14 protein-coding genes are annotated in these 16,699 nt (G+C 48.1%); 3 read left to right on the forward strand and 11 right to left on the reverse strand.

From position 1 onward, the window contains the following. Positions 1–14: 14 nt before the first annotated feature. The 9 genes from hisH to SHEWANA3_RS09805 all read right to left on the reverse strand — a co-directional run bounded on the left by hisH (position 15) and on the right by SHEWANA3_RS09805 (position 8,340). Positions 15–665, reverse strand: coding sequence for an imidazole glycerol phosphate synthase subunit HisH (hisH, locus tag SHEWANA3_RS09765; RefSeq protein WP_011716855.1), 651 nt, complete (start codon positions 663–665; stop codon positions 15–17). Between the two features lie 145 nt (positions 666–810). Then, the gene (gene hisB, locus SHEWANA3_RS09770; RefSeq protein ID WP_011716856.1) at positions 811–1,902 is read right to left on the reverse strand and encodes a bifunctional histidinol-phosphatase/imidazoleglycerol-phosphate dehydratase HisB; all 1,092 of its coding nucleotides are present in this window, start codon (positions 1,900–1,902) and stop codon (positions 811–813) included. 82 nt (positions 1,903–1,984) lie between these two features. Next, positions 1,985–3,190, reverse strand: coding sequence for a histidinol-phosphate transaminase (gene hisC, locus SHEWANA3_RS09775; protein ID WP_011716857.1), 1,206 nt, complete (start codon positions 3,188–3,190; stop codon positions 1,985–1,987). 66 nt (positions 3,191–3,256) lie between these two features. Further along, a complete protein-coding gene (hisD, locus tag SHEWANA3_RS09780) occupies positions 3,257–4,558 on the reverse strand; it encodes a histidinol dehydrogenase (protein ID WP_011716858.1) in 1,302 nt (433 codons plus the stop codon). Positions 4,559–4,561: 3 nt separating this feature from the next. After that, positions 4,562–5,461, reverse strand: coding sequence for an ATP phosphoribosyltransferase (gene hisG / locus SHEWANA3_RS09785; protein WP_011716859.1), 900 nt, complete (start codon positions 5,459–5,461; stop codon positions 4,562–4,564). Between the two features lie 659 nt (positions 5,462–6,120). Then, entirely contained in the window at positions 6,121–6,948 is an 828-nt protein-coding gene (locus tag SHEWANA3_RS09790) for a hypothetical protein (protein ID WP_011716860.1), read from the reverse strand. Positions 6,949–7,013: 65 nt separating this feature from the next. Continuing rightward, positions 7,014–7,340, reverse strand: a complete 327-nt coding sequence (locus SHEWANA3_RS09795; protein WP_011716861.1) for a hypothetical protein — start codon at positions 7,338–7,340, stop codon at positions 7,014–7,016. A gap of 118 nt (positions 7,341–7,458) precedes the next feature. After that, on the reverse strand, positions 7,459–7,911 hold the full coding sequence (locus tag SHEWANA3_RS09800; RefSeq protein ID WP_041412615.1) for an MBOAT family O-acyltransferase: 453 nt from the start codon (positions 7,909–7,911) through the stop codon (positions 7,459–7,461). Positions 7,912–7,998: 87 nt separating this feature from the next. After that, entirely contained in the window at positions 7,999–8,340 is a 342-nt protein-coding gene (locus tag SHEWANA3_RS09805) for a hypothetical protein (protein ID WP_011716863.1), read from the reverse strand. Positions 8,341–8,698: 358 nt separating this feature from the next. Here SHEWANA3_RS09805 and SHEWANA3_RS09810 point away from each other — a divergent pair, with 358 nt between their 5' ends. Together SHEWANA3_RS09810 and SHEWANA3_RS09815 are read left to right on the forward strand one after the other, a co-directional pair. Beyond that, on the forward strand, positions 8,699–10,621 hold the full coding sequence (locus SHEWANA3_RS09810) for an ATP-dependent DNA helicase (RefSeq protein ID WP_041412616.1): 1,923 nt from the start codon (positions 8,699–8,701) through the stop codon (positions 10,619–10,621). Between the two features lie 56 nt (positions 10,622–10,677). Further along, on the forward strand, positions 10,678–11,196 hold the full coding sequence (locus SHEWANA3_RS09815) for a rod shape-determining protein (protein ID WP_011716865.1): 519 nt from the start codon (positions 10,678–10,680) through the stop codon (positions 11,194–11,196). A 61-nt stretch (positions 11,197–11,257) separates the two neighbouring features. Here SHEWANA3_RS09815 and SHEWANA3_RS09820 read toward each other — a convergent pair whose 3' ends face one another. Both SHEWANA3_RS09820 and SHEWANA3_RS09825 read right to left on the reverse strand, forming a co-directional pair. Further along, a complete protein-coding gene (locus tag SHEWANA3_RS09820; RefSeq protein WP_011716866.1) occupies positions 11,258–13,219 on the reverse strand; it encodes a TonB-dependent receptor in 1,962 nt (653 codons plus the stop codon). A 500-nt stretch (positions 13,220–13,719) separates the two neighbouring features. Further along, positions 13,720–15,237 (reverse strand): methyl-accepting chemotaxis protein, encoded by a 1,518-nt coding sequence (locus SHEWANA3_RS09825; RefSeq protein WP_011716867.1) that lies wholly within the window; start codon positions 15,235–15,237, stop codon positions 13,720–13,722. 470 nt (positions 15,238–15,707) lie between these two features. On the opposite strand from SHEWANA3_RS09825, the gene pheS reads away from it, so the two are divergent. Continuing rightward, entirely contained in the window at positions 15,708–16,691 is a 984-nt protein-coding gene (gene pheS / locus SHEWANA3_RS09830) for a phenylalanine--tRNA ligase subunit alpha (protein WP_041413005.1), read from the forward strand. The last annotated feature ends 8 nt before the right edge of the window (positions 16,692–16,699 follow it).

Raw genomic sequence — 16,699 nt, forward strand, 5'->3', positions numbered from 1 at the left:
TCTTTTTGGTGCATTTACTGCATTTTTAAAAAGTTACCTAGGATTTGCGCACCCACGGCGGCGCTCTTTTCGGGGTGAAATTGCACGCCCATAAAGTTGTCTTTACCGATGGCGGCGCTAAAGTCTTCACCATAACGGCATTGTGCCAAGGTGTAGTCGCTTAATGGCGCGCGGTAGCTGTGCACAAAATACACATAACTGCCAGCTGGAACACCGGTAAACAGCGGGTGAACCTGAGACGGATTGCTAAAGGTCAGTTGGTTCCAGCCCATGTGCGGCAGAGGTAAACCTTCGGCCTTCAGTATTTGACGGTCTAGCTCGTCAATCTCGGTTGGAATAATGCCTAAGCATTGGCAATCTAACGCTTGGCCGCCGCGTTCTTTAGAGAGCAGGGTGAGCATTTGCATCCCTAAACAGACGCCCAGCACGGGTTGAGTTAACCCTTGGATTAATTCGACTAAGGCTTTTTCCGTTAACGAAGCCATCGCGGCGCCAGCGCTGCCGACACCTGGCAGTACCACACGTTTGGCGGCTTTAATGCTGGCCTTGTCATCGGTGACTAACACCTTAGCGCCGAGGCGCTCAAAGGCGAAACGGACCGAGCTTAAGTTGGCGCAACCTGTGTCTATGATGACAACATCAAATTCATCTATGTTTGCTGACATTGGGTTTTCCTATTGATGGGTCAGTGGGGGAAGTGGCTTGTCGCCGCATTCCGGAACTGCCCTCGTTAAAATCATCAGGCTTTGTATTATTCGCTAATCAATCTGCATCAGGTCATTAAGCACCTAACTCAGATTGAGTGAGGTGTTAGAGCACGCCTTTACTCGATGGCAAGACATCGCCTTCAACTTTGACGGCCTGACGTAGCGCGCGGCCCAGTACTTTAAATAGCGCCTCGACCTTGTGGTGATCGTTGTCTCCCTCGGCGGCCACATGTAGGGTGCAGCGTAGGCCATCGGCAAAGGAGCGGAAAAAGTGCGGCACCATTTCGGTGGCCATTTCACCGACTTTTTCCCGTTCAAATTGGGCGGCGAATTTAATAAAAGGCCTGCCGGAGAGATCGAGTAAGCATTCGCCCTTGGCCTCATCCATCGGCAAACTAAAACCAAAACGGGCAATACCGCGTTTATCGCCCAGTGCTTGGCGCAGTGCATCCCCAATCGCTAATGCCGTGTCTTCAACGCTGTGGTGATCGTCTATTTCAAGATCGCCATCGACATTCACCTCCATTTTGAAGTTTCCGTGGGTGGCGATTTGATCCAGCATATGGTCGAAGAAACCAATGCCGGTGTTGATGGCGCCTTTGCTGGGATTGTCGAGATCGACAGTTACGCGAATATCGGTTTCCTTGGTGGTACGTACAACTGTTGCGGTGCGGCCCTTGTTGAGTAAGGCATCGGCAATTGCGTCCCAGCCTAGGCTGCCACGCTGATATTGAAAGCTTTTTATCCCCATGGCATTGCCCAGTTCTACATCTGTGTGTCTGTCACCAATCACGGCGGACTGGGTAAAATCGATGGTGCCTTGGGTCAAAAAGTCTTTCACCAGCCCAAGTTTAGGTTTACGGCAGCTGCAGTTTTCATCGTTAAAGTGCGGGCAGATCAGTACATCTTCAAACTTAACCCCTTGGCTGGAGAGGATTTGCATCATCATATTGTGCGGCGCATCGAAATCTTCCTGCGGGAAGGAAGGGGTACCGAGTCCGTCCTGATTGCTAACCATCACCAACCTAAACCCGGCTTTTTGCAGGCGCAGTAAGGCTGGGATCACTTGGGGCTCGAATACCAGTTTGGCGAGGCTATCGACTTGTTTGTCGGTGATGGGCTCTTCAATCAAGGTGCCATCGCGGTCGATAAAGAGTATTTTCTGGGCGACATTAGGGGTAAATACTGGGTTCATGCTGCTACCTTTCAATTCAGTTTGTTATCTTTATAAAATCAGTTTATTAGGCCAATGCTGCGACAAGACTTGCGCTAAATGCTCATAGCTTTTGCGATTCAAATAGCGACACTAAGCGGTCGGTATCAGCCTGAGAGCTAAAGCTAAAACGAATGGCTTTAGCCAGCCTTGGGTCCTTATAGGCCCGCGCGACAATGCCATTATCGATAAGCAGCTGTGCCACTTTGGCCACGTCGTCAAATTCGGCGAGCACATAGTTGCCATTGGGTGTTAGCACGGCGCCGCCCCATTGCTCGCAGTACAAATTCAGCGCCGCCGCGAGTCGCTCGCCCTGCGCATTGAGCTCTTTGACTTGGGTTTTCATCCGCGCAATTCCTGCTGCTGATAGCGCTTGCACGGCCACTTCACTCACGGGCAATGGCACGGGATAGGGCGCAATGACCCGCATGATGATTTCGATAATCTCTTCATTGGCGAGCAAAAAGCCGCAGCGGGCGCCTGCTAAGGCAAAGGCCTTTGAAAGGGTGCGCAGCACCACAAGGTTTGGGTAAGACTCGAGTAAATCGGCGACGCTATATTCTGGGCAAAACTCGATATAAGCCTCATCGACGACAACAATGGCGTCGGGCAGGGCTTGGATGGCTTGCTCTATGCGCGCCTTGTCAATCACAGTGCCGGTTGGGTTATTAGGATTGCAGATAAAAACTAATTTAGCGCCGCGTGCAGCCGTCGCAAAGTCGGCAGGGAGACCGTACTCAGCCGTTAAGCTTAATGCCTTAACGCCCACATTAAAGGTTTGCGCGCTAATGGCGTACATGCCGTAAGTGGGCCCAAAGGTCGCAATGGAATCGATGCCAGGGACACAAAAGGCACGGATCAGCAGTTCGATGGCCTCATCGGCACCGCGACTGGCGACAATTTTACTCTCCACTACACCACTATATTGGCTGTAGGCATTGATCAACGCGGGCGGTTGGCACTCGGGGTAACGATTTAACTTAGATAAATCGAGTTCGGCAACCGCCACATTATTGAAGGGCGATTCGTTAGCGTTGATCCAAATATCCCCTCGACCACCCAGTCTGCGAGCACTTTGGTAGGGCGTTAACTCGAGCAGTTCTGGCCGCGCAAGACGTGCGGCCAGAGTTGTTGGCTCGATGTTTACGTTATCGAGAGTATTGTTGTCGAGAGTATTACTGGCGCAATTGGCGCTCGGAATCTTTGTCACAGGCACATTGCTCGCCGGTGCTGGGCTCGTTGGGGCTTGGCTAGTTGGCACTTGGCTCATCCTATTCATCCTAAGTCTCGCTATGGCGTTAATTAAGCGTACTGTTGATTGCGTTACTTATTTTCATCAGTCCTTAAGACTGGCTAAGCGTATCGCGACCGCATTTTTATGGGCATCGAGTAACTCATTACTGGCCAGGGTCATCACCGCTTGTCCGAGTCCGAGCAGGCCCTTGGCGCTGAGCTCTTGCACCGTAAAGCGGCGGCTAAAGTCTGCCAAGGAGAGGCTAGATACCGCGCGGCTATAACCGTAAGTTGGCAATACATGGTTAGTCCCACTGGCATAATCCCCAACCGATTCAGGTGTATAAGCGCCTAAAAACACTGAGCCTGCGGCCCGAATATGTTTTAGCACGTCCCCTGGGAAGCGGGTTTGAATAATTAAGTGTTCGGGCCCATAGCGATTTGAAACGAGCGCCGCTTCTTGCATATCTTTTACCAAAATGGTGCGGCTGCCTTTTAGGGCGGTCGTGGCAATCTCTTGGCGCGGTAGGGCGGCCAGTTGTGACGCGAGCGCTTGATTGACTGCCTGTGCTAATGGCTCAGAATCCGTGACTAAAATGACCTGCGAATCTGGGCCATGCTCCGCTTGGGAGAGTAAATCCGCGGCAATAAACTGCGCATTGGCATCGCTATCGGCAATCACCAACACCTCGGAAGGCCCCGCAGGCATATCGATAGACACAGTGCAGCGCCCATCTTGGGAGACTAAGCGTTTGGCTTCGGTGACATAACGATTACCCGGACCAAAAATCTTATCGACGCTAGGAATAGATTCAGTGCCAAAGGCCAATGCGGCAATGGCCTGCGCGCCACCCACTTGGTAAATTTCGGTGATCCCACAGGCGTTTGCCGCATACACAATGGCATCGTTAATCGGCGGCGGACTCACCAATACGCGTTTTTCGCAACCGGCAATTTTGGCGGGCAGGGCCAACATCATCACGGTCGAAATGAGAGGCGCGCTGCCGCCGGGAATATATAAACCGACTTTTTCAATCGGTTCGCTACGAAGCTCGCAGCGAACACCCGCTTGGGTTTCAATGTCTATGGGGCGAAATTGCTGCGCGCTGTGGAACACATCAATATTGGCCATCGCTTGGGCAATGGCGGCTTTAAGTTCTGCCGAGACTCGTGCGCTGGCGGCGCTAATCTCGCTTTCACTTAAGCGCAGACTGTCGATATTGGCGCTATTAAAGCCATCAAACTTTTGATTAAACTCTTTCAGCGCCGCATCGCCACGGCTAGCCACGGCATCGACAATCGCCCGAACACTTTGTTCTAAGCCGCTGTCACCGATTAAAGGCGAGCGTTGGAGCGCGGCTTTTTGTTCATCGACGGATAACGCTGCCCAAGTCAAAATATCCATAGATCACCCCATCATTTTTTCAATTGGCATTACGAGGATAGAGCTGGCGCCGAGTGCGGTGAGCTCTTCCATGGTGTCCCAGAATAAATCTTCGGTACTGACGGCGTGGATGGCCACTCGATTAGTATCGTCGTTTAATGGCAGCACCGTTGGGTTTTCGGCGCCGGGCAGCAGGGCGACAATTTGATCTAAGGTTTCTGTAGGCGCGTGCAGCAAAATATATTTACTTTCACGGGCGCGGATCACGCCGTTTACGCGGGATAAAATTCTGTCGATTAGCGCTTGTTTGCTCGGCGTTTGGGTTTGAGTCGATTGAATAACACAGGCCATAGAACGGTAGATGACTTCTGTCTCGTATAAACCGTTGGCCTCAAGGGTGGCACCGGTGGAGACTAAGTCACAAATGCCATCGGCAAGCCCTGCACGGGGCGCGACTTCAACCGAGCCTTTTAACATACAGTCGCGATAACTTATGCCTTTTTGTTGCATAAAACGGCGGAGTAGATTGGGGTAGGAGGTGGCAATTCTCAAGCCTTCCAAGGATGAGGCATCGGCATAGCTAAATTCGCTTGGTACGGCTAATGACAGGCGGCAGGCACCAAAATCCAACTGGCGTAACTTCACAAACTCGGCGGGTTTATTTAAGGTTTGACGCTCAATCTGCTCTTCTTCAAGCACGTTCTCACCAATAATGCCTAAATCGACCACGCCATCCATCACCAGTCCTGGAATATCATCGTCACGCACTCTGAGTAAATCGATAGGCATGTTGTCTGCGTGTGCGATAAGGCGTTGTTCATTAATGGAAAACTTAATGCCGCAGCTCTTGAGTAATTGCTGAGAGTCGGTGGATAAACGGCCAGATTTTTGGATGGCGATGCGTAAACGGTTTGATTCAGTCATAGTCTTGTCTCGCTCAAAGTTAACAAATTCAAAATGATATTCTTTTGTCGCATGGTTTAACTGGTTTCTATGTTTTGCCGGTGTTTATCTAGCTAACATATTGAAATTACATACTAAACATGAGTTAAGTTGTAAGTTAAAAAGCCTAAAAGCAAAAACCCCCGGAATTCCTTCCAGGGGTTAGTGATCATCTTTGAATCAGTCCGCCAGAAGGATACAGTCCTCCGGCAGTGAGCGTCCGAAGGCTACCGCATATGGTGGTGATGATGGTGGATAGCGTTCAGTAATGGGCTCATATGACTCTCTATACTCTGTATTCTATTGAATTCGGTGTTGGTGGATACTTATCCATCGAACGTTTTTTTAAGCTAACCGCTTTCTGTGCCGTTTGCAACAGCTAATTTTAACTAAATAAGAATATTTATGCGTTTTGTGAAAATGTTTCATCTTGGTGGTCGCAGGACGATAATCTGCTTATCGCAAGGAGGGGCGAATACTTGAGGTTTCCTAGAGGATGGCACAAAGCCGACGCTGCGTTTAGACAAATTCGGCTGGCGGTAAGTATGGCAAATCTTGTCTAACAGCGTTCAATCTAGACTGGCGATAGTGGCTAAGTGTCAGTCACTGCGCTAATGCTGGATTAGCGCGTGACATCCCTTTTACCGTATTAAATATTCTCCAAACAGTTGATCAACGGCCTGTTGGCAATATTTGTCTTCACCACGCCAATATTCGGCAAATACCCAGTCATTTTTGCCTTGGCGTTGTCTATCGACAGTATTGGGTTTTAATATTCCCAGACTGGCTAATATTTCGATTAATATTTGTCGCTCTGCTTTACTCGATTTAATTACACTCGCTAATCTTTTCTCTAGTGTGCTGGGATAATCGCTCGGGTCAGACGTTTCGATAGTCGTTAATATCGCTCTAAAACAGGCAATATCATCCGACGTTGGCTCTGGAATATCGGCATTAATCAATTGGTTTAAATCAAAATAGGTATACAAAATATCCCCATGGCGCACGCCACCCCATTTTATACGCTCGAAATTGAATACGTTAATATCCATCTCGATATAGGATTCGCTTCCTCGGATGCCATATTGACTATCTCGGCAAATGCCACAGGTATAGGAGTGTGCCGTTGGTTTGCCATCCGTATAGGAAGTGCCTGAAATGACAGGTGTATATTGATGTGATGGGATTTTTTTGGCGATCGCATAGGATGCAAGGGATGAGCGCCAATCCAATCGCCTAGAGGTTAGACTACTTAAAAATCCTTTTGTTACTTGTGCTTGCGATATGCTTTTAACTAGCGATGTGATGGCAAGGATGCATTCATCGTGGGAGATAGTTAAAGGATCAAACATTAATCCTTTCGATTTGGCGTAGCTAAAATCGGACTCGGAGAGACTTCTATTTTTTGCGTCAATCCAACCATTCTTCCAATAGGTGGAGAATAAAATCCTTTTTGCTTTTTTATCCATAGCTGATTCTTTATTATCTTTTAATAATTGGGTTTAATTTATCTTATAAAACTTAATTAAAGCGGTTAGCTCTCTAAATTCATATAAGCATCGTTTTGATAGTAATAACTGACTGCATGAATTATGTCATGTAAGCTGGCATTAGGCTGCTGTTGCACTAAATTAGCCTTGATGCTTTGCAAATCGGCAATGCTTAAAAAGTATTGATAGCCTTGGGTTTGTGGGTGGAGAGGCTCATCCTGTTGGTCGCGCTCCTCTTCAAGTTCATCGTCAATGATTAATACCGACATTGAGGGACTTAATGGTTGATCTAGGGCTTTGTACATATCCAAGTACCACGAAAAAGAACCGAGTTGGGATAGTAGGGTTTCCAAGGTTAATGTTAATCGCATGAAATATCCTTTTGTGCGAGCATCATTTGCATCATTTGCATCATTTGCATCATTTGCATCATTTGCATCATTATGGCGAGTTAATTAAGGCGAGTTAATTAAACCGACAGAATTAGGCTTAAGGCCTCCACAGACTCAGCATGAATTCGGTTAACGCAAACGATGAGAAAATAAACAGTAAATTAATCAAGGCCCGCATAATCCAAGGCAATGCACCGTAGGACAGACCATATTTATTTGAGGCAATTACGATAACTCCCATGATGCCAAACCAAGGTGTAAAAAAGAACATGGCTTGCCATTTAACCAGAGCAACGGCGAGATCATGCAGCGCACCACTGACTAAAAAGGTGAGCAAGACGGCGAGCCAGATGGGCAGAAACTGACTGAGAGGGCGCATGACATTACGAGATAAATAATATCCCCAAATCGGATTCCAATAATGCCAAAAAATAGGGAATGACTTAGCGCCAAGAGCGCGGGATAGCATATTCCTCATCGAGTGATTGGCACCCAGTGGCACACCATTTCGCTTTTTCACATATTGTGACAGTGATAATGTCGTTTGCATGGTTAACCTTTATGCTCCACGCTGCCCCTCATAGTGAGTGGTCTGCAGTCTGTTTTGCCGTCTAAAGTGTACGGTTATCAATATTCATTACAGCACTGCATCTGGCAAGCAGTAAGTTAGGCTTTTATCTGCCATAGCATAACAGGTTTGATCGATTTTCTCGGGGGACGGCCTAATAAAGATTCCTTGCTTGCCATTAACACGAATAAGCTGCGATTGATTATCCTGCCTCATAAAAATGGTACCGCCATTTTCGAGCGAGACATCAACTAGGTATTCGTTCATATTGGCGCAAATCGCGATCTCACAGGATTCAGAACGCTCTTCCTGCCCATCAATAACGAGGCATTGCGAGGTCACTTCATCACAACCAGCCCATGAGGCGGGGTTAAAAGCCAACAATAGTAAAAAGCCTGAAAGGTATTTCATCGAATCATCCTGTCGCGTTATAAACGTTCATCCGTGGCTGATGAGCGCCAATCTATTAAAGCGTATTGTCGACTGGCCGCCAAATTTCGCAATATTCTCGCATAGAACTATGTTCGTGTTGAATTCGGCGCAGGACTGAAACTATTGGTATTATTAGGCGGGCTTAATTACACTGCGGCGACGGAATCAGGCTCTTTAACGCTTGCTGACTAATTTACCCTCGGTTAGCCATCTCTGAACCGTATTTTTTAACCCTATGAAAGGACCTTGCTCGCCCTTGAATCACACCCGACGCCCTGCTATGCGGCAAGCCAAACTTCAGCAATCCAATCAGCAGTCTAGAGACGCTCAACGTCCGATGAGCCGATTGGCGAGTGAAGTGCTGCGCGCTTTTGCCAGCGATGGGGTGCTCGCCAAGCATATTCAAGGGTTTAGTGCGCGTCAGAGTCAGGTTGAAATGGCGCAAATCATCAGTGAAGCGATTGCCAGCAAGGGCAATGCACTGATTGAAGCGGGCACAGGGGTCGGTAAAACCTTCGCGTATTTAATTCCAGCCATCTTAAGTGGCAAGCAAGTGATCGTGAGCACGGGCAGTAAAAACCTGCAGGAGCAATTATTTCTAAAGGATTTACCCGCGTTGACCTCTATGCTTGGGATTGCGCCCAAGCTCGCGCTATTGAAAGGTCGCAATAACTATTTATGCCAACATCGACTCGATAAGCAGATGCAGGAGGCCAGCCATATTGAGGCGCGATTATTGGATGATTTACTCAAAATCAACCAATGGGCGGGCATGAGTAAGGATGGCGATATCGGTGGCTTAACTTCTGTTGCCGAAAACTCTCCCGCGCTTCCCTTAGTGGTCAGTACTAAAGAGACCTGTCTTGGCCAGCGCTGCGAATTTTATGATGCTTGTTTTACCCGCAAGGCCCGCGGCCGCGCCATGGACGCAAAAATCATTGTGGTGAATCATCACTTATTCTTTGCCGACAGCGTGTTAAAGGATACGGGCTTTGCCGAGCTGTTGCCCGATCCCGATGTTGTGATCTTCGATGAGGCGCATTTGTTGCCAGACATCTGCGTCAGTTACTTTGGGCAACAATCCTCGAGTCGAACCATTGATGATTATCTGCAAAAGTTATTGCAGATTTACCAAACTGAGCTCAGCGATACGGGGCAGATAGCTCAATTCTGTCAGCGCTGTTTAACCAAGTTAAGTGATTGGCATAATGCATTATTTTCGAGCGGCGAGTCGGACTGGCGGCTGCAGCTTGGCAATAAATCCATCGCCTTAGCCTCATGGGATTTATTGGCTGAATTAACCGCACTGCAAAAGCTGTTACTTGTACACGTGGGGCGCAGCGAATTATTGGATGATATTGCGGTAAAGCTGACTGAGTTAAACCATAAACTGAATCAATTTTTTAATTGCGATAATCCGCAGGCGGCGTACAGCGTTGAGTTTGGTAGCCGTTTTGTCATGCTACGGATGTCACCCATCAATATTGCCCGCGAATGTCAGCAGCTATTTGTGGCCAATACTAGCTGGATTTTTACTTCGGCGACCCTGCAAGTGAACCGCAGCCTAGACCATTTTGCACAGGAGCTTGGGATAAGCGATGCCAAGGCACATATTTTAGACAGTCCCTTCGATTATCCACGTCAGGCTTTATTTTGTGTGCCGAGACAACTGGGGAATGTGACGAATCAGCAGCAAGCACTTAAGCAGTTAGTCGATGTGTGTGTAAAAGCGATTGAGGCGGCGCAGGGACGAACCTTCATTCTGTTTACCAGCCATAAAATGCTCGAGCAAACCGCGCTGGCATTACGCACACGGACTCAATATCCGTTATTAGTGCAAGGGCAGGCGGGTAAGCAGAGCCTACTGACCAAGTTTCGCCAACTGGGAAATGCGGTGTTACTGGGGACGAGCAGTTTTTGGGAAGGGGTGGACGTTCGCGGCAAGTTATTAAGCTGCGTGATTATCGATAAGCTACCCTTTGTCTCGCCCGATGAGCCGCTTTACCGTGCTCGCGCCGACAATATCAGCCGTCAGGGGGGCGATCCTTTTACTCAAGTGTCGTTACCTCAAGCGATTATTGCGCTCAAACAAGGGGTTGGACGTTTGATCCGTGACGAAAAGGACTGCGGCGTACTCATTCTGTGTGATAATCGTATTGTGAATCGCGCCTACGGACAGGCCTTTTTAAATTCCCTGCCACCGATGTCCCGCACTCGAGATTTAGACCAAGCCCTGCAATTTTTAAGGAAAATCCCTTAATACAATAAGAAGTTGGAGCTAAAACGATTCATTTGTGTAGGTTTTTTATAGAGAGAATGAACGTGTTTACTTGGTTAAAAGGGTTAGTTTCTAAAGATGTATTGATTGAGTTAACTGAAGCTAAGATTGCGATAAAAGTGTTTGGTGAGCGTACTTGTTTCGAATATGAACCTGTGCTTGCCCTCGTCGATGAGCCGACTCAGACGCGGATCAAGGCAATTGGTCGCGAGGCGATGGGTTTGCAGGGCGAGGGCGTACGGCTGGTTAATCCTTTTTCCCATTCTAGGATGTTTGTCGCAAGCTTTGAACTCGCCGAAAAGCTGCTCCAATATGGCATTTCGCAACTTCATACATCTAGATTTCGAGCGGCGCCTCGGGTGATTGTGCACCAGTTAGAGAAGACTGAAGGCGGCCTTACCGATGTTGAGGATAGGGTACTGCGTGAACTTGCCATGGGCGCTGGTGCAAGAGAAGTGGTGATTTATCTTGGCCCTAGACTCAATACTGACCTTGATACGTTTGATGAGATCAAACGCCGCGTTGAAACACTGAGAGCCTATAAAAAATTAATCTAAACTTATTTTGCTGATATTCGAGGGTAAGCATGGCCTGCCGCGGCAGGCCATGATCTCAGGATTAGAAGCTTGCCGTTACCCCAGCATACACGCTGCGGCTCTTTTGAATGTAATCCAAATCGGTGGCAATTTGATCGCGCTCGGCATCCGTCAAGTTAGTCACCCCTAGTTTTACTCTAAACATAGGGTTGATTTGATAATTCACACCTAAATCAAGTGAACCATAACCATCTGATTTAACGTTGGTTCTCAGATATTGTTCACCCGTGTAGTGGTAAGCAATAAAGGTGGATAATCCCTCTAACGCCTGCCATTGCAGTTTCAGGTTGTAGCTATCTTCAGGCGTTAAAGTAAAAGGCGCGCCATTTTGTTTATCCTTGGCATCGGTTTTACTGTAGTTACCACTGATACTTAAACTGTCGGTTAAGTCGTACCATGCCTGTAATTCCCAACCAGTGATCTTAGCTTCGTTAACGTTTTGATAGGTGAGCACGGCGCCCGGGGTTCTGTCCCAGGTCTCGGTGATGATTTTGTTTTCTACATCATTATGGAAATAGGTGACGGAGCCGCCAAAATCTGCGGTTTGGTATTGGGTCGATAGCTCGTAGTTCACCGAGGTTTCGGGCTGTAAGTCGGGATTGCCCGCCACAGAGCAGGCACCACGACAGGCTGGGATAATATAATCGGCTTGGGACTGCGACATATTCGGTGCTTTAAAGGCTTTACCACCGCCACCTTTGATCACCCATTCGGAGCTGAGTGGATAAACCAGATAGAGGCGAGGACTAAACTCAGTGCCATACACATCGTGGTGATCGACACGGCCACCGAGGGTGAGACTCAGTTCGCCTAAACTGAACTCATCCTGCAGATACAGTGCCGACTGACTGTCGTCTAAGGTGCCATCGCCTAAAATATTGCGGCTGTTCTCAAGCTTGGTCCAACGGTATTCGGCGCCGCCCGTCAGCATATGCTCGCCGAGTAACACTGTGGTTTGGCCGTCGAGATTGTGGTTGGTTTGAGTGATATGGCCAATTTGCGCGATCAGCGCCGAATCATCGGTTACTTCGACATTTTCATAATAGTAACGCAGGCGAGTATCACCCCAGTCCCAACGGCCGTTATGGGTCAAACCTGAGCTAATGCGCTCCGCCTGTTGGTTGTTGGTCAGAATCGTGCCGTAGTTATTCCAGTCGGACTCACGCTCATCGCTGGCGTAACTGATATCGAATTGCAGATCCTGCTGCTTGTCGATTAACCATTGCAGATTGGCTAAGGCGCTGATCTCATCCCTGTCTTCGAGTGCATCGATAGTTGGCTTTAAGTCTGAACGCCAGGCATCACGTTTATTGCTATCGACAATCAAGTTCGCCAGCAGTTTATCCTTCACGAGTGCGCCGCTTGTGTAGAAGTTGTATTTAGTGCTATCGCCACCTTCACCACTGGTTGGTGTGTCGTATTGCACGCCGACGCTGGTTTGCCAAGTTTCGGTTGGTTGGCGCAGGATAACGTTGACTACGCCACCTAAGGCTTCGGAGCCATAGAGGGATGACATGGGGCCGCGAACTAACTCAATGCGCTCGATAGCAGACATGGGGATAGATGACAGGTCGAAGTCATTGCCATAGTTGGAGGTGAGCGCCTCGCGAGAATTGACGCGGCGGCCATTGATCAAGATTAAGGTGTAGTCAGAATCCAGACCCCTAAGGCTGATTTCATTGCGGCCATAGGGCGTACCTTCACTGATATTCACTCCCTGTAAATAACGCACTGCACTGGCGAGGTCATCAATCACTAAGGCTTCAAGCTCGGTGCGATTAATCACTGATACTGATGCTGGCGCCGAGAGCTCAGAGTGTTTGGTTTGCGTCGCAGTGATCACCATACGTTCCATCTCGCCTGTGGCGCTATTGTTGGCCAGAGCCGTTGCCGATATAGCACTGAGGCCGAGGCTGATAGCTAAGGGGAGGGCTTTGCGGGAAAATCGCGACAGACGAGGGGTAAAATCGGGTTGTGCAGGCATATCATTCTTCCTTGTAAAATTTTGGCGAATGATAATTATTCTTAAATGCGTCAACAAGTCGCTATCCCACAGTTAAGTGTAAAGCCAGTGTAAATTTTATATTTACAACAAAGGGATACTGTTCTGTTACCGTAAAAATAAGTATTTGCTTTGAGGTGAACTTAAATCCCGATGAGTGGTTGTATGCAGTCAATCATGCTTTGCAAGCGGGTTTGATAAACGCTGGTTGTTGGTGTTTGCGCTTAATATTTATGCTTAGCGTGCATCTAAGTCGCGACTGTTTGAAATGAACCTCGTTAGATGAAGCTTAATAGAAGCTCAGTTAAAACTTGGCAGTTTAAAGTGTTAACAGGTTAGCTGGTGCACTGAATAAGACAATAAGCGGTAATGCTGAGGGAAGGTCATAAATCTAGGAGAGGCTATAGAAACATATAGATGAAGGGATAAGCGTTATCCCTTCATCTATTACTCGACTATTACTCGACACTCACTTTTCAGTATTAGACCTTAAGTCCAACCATTAACTGATCGAGTTGGCCAGCGGTGGCTTGTAATTCATCACAACCCGACACAGATTGGTTCGCCGATTGCTCGACATCGTGGGATTGATTGCGAATTTCCATCAGATTGGTGGCGATTTCGTTAGCCACGGCCGATTGTTCTTCCGCAGACGTTGCGATCAATACACTCATTTCAAATACGCGGCTGCTGTGGTGGGCAATGGATTCGAGATCCTTACCCGTTTGCAGCACATGTTGTTTGCCTTCACTCGCTTGGCTTACCGTGCGAGACATGACTTGCGTCAGGTTACGGCTCCCCTGTTGCAATGACTCGATCATCGACTTGATTTCAACCGTTGCCGCCTGAGTGCGACCAGCAAGGGTTCTCACCTCATCGGCCACCACCGCAAAGCCACGGCCCTGTTCGCCCGCGCGCGCCGCTTCAATCGCAGCATTGAGGGCGAGTAGGTTAGTCTGCTGCGAAATGGCATTAATGGTCGACACTACTTCATCGATTTTACTGGCGTTTTCGTTGAGGATATTGACCGCATCCGAGGCGGCAGAAATCTCATCCGATAGCACATCAATCGCGCTCACTGTGGTTTCAATATCCTTAGAGCCCGCATTGACCTGCTGATTCGCCTCTTGGGTTTCGGCGGAGGATTGCTCGGCGTTGCGCGCCACTTCTTTAACCGCAGCGGTCATTTCTTCCATCGCTGTGGCTAAGGAATCGAGGTGCTGACGTTGATTGACCGCAAGGGCTTGTCCTTGCTGCGCCGTGCTTCTAAATGATGAAACCACTTCGCGGATTTTGCTGGTGGATTCAGCAATTTGCTTCACTAGGGTATGTTGACGCTCGACCAAGGTGTCGATACTAATCGCTAAAATGCTGAACTCATCTTTCACTTCGAAGAAGTTTAATCGGCCAGTCAAATCCCCCGAGGCGGCGCGTTTAAGTGCCATCACTGTGGTGTAGAGCGCACCGCCCACAAAGGTGGAGATGTAGTAGCTAAACAGGAAGAGCACGAATAACAGCACTGCCATCACGCCATAAACTAAGATGTTGTCGTCGGCCAGCAGGGCATCAATTGCGCGATCGTCGACGGGAATGATAGTGACGAGGTTTTGAGCGTTAACCGAGCTTATCGCCCTTTGAGGTGAACTGCTGGTATCGATACCTCCGCCACTGCGTGCAAGGGTTTGTGCGCGGCTGTCGGCCTCTGAAACCGTGACAATCCGAACATTCTGCATCCCTTGGCTTAATAGATTAGGGAGATTTTGCTGTTCTTGTTCGGGCAGTTTGTTATAGATCTGCGCCGCGAGTTGATTGATTTTCTGTGACGAGTCCTGAATGCCGTTCAAATGGCTTTCGAGCAGGGTATCCCTAAACTGAGTATTTAAAAATACCGCTAATCCCACAATCATAAACATGGGAACTAGGGCGAGAATTGCAAATTTGGTTTTTAAGGTCATGTGGATAAGATATTGATCTATCCAGCGAAATTTTACTTCTTTCATTAGCGCCTCGATAAATTGGGCTGTGACCAAATGGATATCGGTCGGTTTGCCATAGACTTTATGATTTTCTGTCTTGTAAGCAGTTGCTTGTATTATTGTTGTCCAATTGCAGTCTTTTTGAGTTTATTTGCTGCAATTTTGGCAAGGTACAAACATGAGTTTACAGTTTAGCTACATATGTAGCTAGTGGTAGCAGATGAGGAACCGTTTGCTGTAAAAATCAGCAATCGTGATTTGTTGCTTTCGAACTCGTCGCATTTGTTGGGGTAACACATGAATTTGCATGATAAAAACCCCGAATAAACTCTAGTAATATGCCGCTCGCTCGCGTAAAATTTCTCTCCTTTTATTTCGTTATAGCTAGCAAAGCGTCTGGCATTAACGCCCGATAACCTGAGCACCCAAATAGCCTGAAAGTTTGGCGCCCATAGCACTTGTTTATCAAGCGCGACTATGCAGTGGAAGAGAAAATGCAGCAGTTAACTGAGATCGTAGAACAAGCCTTAGTCATTATTGACCAGGCCAGTGATCTAAAAGCACTGGATGATATCCGTGTCGATTACCTGGGTAAGAAGGGTAAGATCACCGACATGATGAAAATGATGGGCAGCTTAAGTCCTGAAGAAAAACCCGCTTTTGGTCAGGCGGTCAATGATGCGAAGCAGGCCATTCAACAGAAATTAACTGAGCGCATCGACGGCCTGAAAAGTGCCGAACTGGAAGCCAAGTTAATCGCCGAAAAGATTGATGTGACGCTACCTGGCCGCACTATCGACATCGGTGGTTTACACCCAGTGACGCGCACCATTGAACGTATCGAAACCTTTTTTGGGGAATTAGGGTTTACGGTAAAACAAGGGCCTGAAATCGAAGATGACTTCCATAACTTCGACGCCTTGAATATCTCTGAGCACCACCCAGCGCGTGCCGACCACGATACGTTTTACTTTAATCCTAAGCTGATGCTGCGTACCCAAACTTCGGGCGTGCAGATCCGTACTATGGAAACTGAAAAGCCGCCATTGCGGATTATTTCACCGGGTCGTGTGTATCGTAACGACTACGACCAAACTCACACGCCAATGTTCCACCAAGTGGAAGGTTTGCTGGTGGATGAAAACGTTAACTTCGCCGAATTAAAAGGCGTGTTGCATGACTTCCTACGTAACTTCTTCGAGGAAGATTTACAGGTGCGTTTCCGTCCTTCTTATTTCCCATTCACTGAGCCTTCAGCCGAAGTAGACGTAATGGGTAAAAACGGCAAATGGTTAGAAGTGTTAGGCTGCGGTATGGTGCACCCGAACGTGCTACGCAGCGTGGGCATCGATCCAGAAAAATACTCTGGTTTTGCTTTTGGTATGGGCGTTGAGCGTTTAACTATGCTGCGTTACGGCGTAAACGATCTACGTGCGTTTTTCGAAAACGACCTGCGTTTCCTGAAGCAATTTAAATAACGGAGCTG

The sequence above is a fragment of the Shewanella sp. ANA-3 genome, from assembly GCF_000203935.1.
Classification (GTDB): Bacteria; Pseudomonadota; Gammaproteobacteria; order Enterobacterales; family Shewanellaceae; genus Shewanella.

Bases quoted from the DNA above. Each gene is read 5' to 3' on its own strand.
- hisH (WP_011716855.1), bottom strand. From the start codon at position 665: ATGTCAGCAAACATAGATGAATTTGATGTTGTCATCATAGACACAGGT.
- hisB (WP_011716856.1), bottom strand. From the start codon at position 1,902: ATGAACCCAGTATTTACCCCTAATGTCGCCCAGAAAATACTCTTTATC.
- hisC (WP_011716857.1), bottom strand. From the start codon at position 3,190: ATGAGCCAAGTGCCAACTAGCCAAGCCCCAACGAGCCCAGCACCGGCG.
- hisD (WP_011716858.1), bottom strand. From the start codon at position 4,558: ATGGATATTTTGACTTGGGCAGCGTTATCCGTCGATGAACAAAAAGCC.
- hisG (WP_011716859.1), bottom strand. From the start codon at position 5,461: ATGACTGAATCAAACCGTTTACGCATCGCCATCCAAAAATCTGGCCGT.
- SHEWANA3_RS09790 (WP_011716860.1), bottom strand. From the start codon at position 6,948: ATGGATAAAAAAGCAAAAAGGATTTTATTCTCCACCTATTGGAAGAAT.
- SHEWANA3_RS09795 (WP_011716861.1), bottom strand. From the start codon at position 7,340: ATGCGATTAACATTAACCTTGGAAACCCTACTATCCCAACTCGGTTCT.
- SHEWANA3_RS09800 (WP_041412615.1), bottom strand. From the start codon at position 7,911: ATGCAAACGACATTATCACTGTCACAATATGTGAAAAAGCGAAATGGT.
- SHEWANA3_RS09805 (WP_011716863.1), bottom strand. From the start codon at position 8,340: ATGAAATACCTTTCAGGCTTTTTACTATTGTTGGCTTTTAACCCCGCC.
- SHEWANA3_RS09810 (WP_041412616.1), top strand. From the start codon at position 8,699: ATGAGCCGATTGGCGAGTGAAGTGCTGCGCGCTTTTGCCAGCGATGGG.
- SHEWANA3_RS09815 (WP_011716865.1), top strand. From the start codon at position 10,678: ATGAACGTGTTTACTTGGTTAAAAGGGTTAGTTTCTAAAGATGTATTG.
- SHEWANA3_RS09820 (WP_011716866.1), bottom strand. From the start codon at position 13,219: ATGCCTGCACAACCCGATTTTACCCCTCGTCTGTCGCGATTTTCCCGC.
- SHEWANA3_RS09825 (WP_011716867.1), bottom strand. From the start codon at position 15,237: ATGAAAGAAGTAAAATTTCGCTGGATAGATCAATATCTTATCCACATG.
- pheS (WP_041413005.1), top strand. From the start codon at position 15,708: ATGCAGCAGTTAACTGAGATCGTAGAACAAGCCTTAGTCATTATTGAC.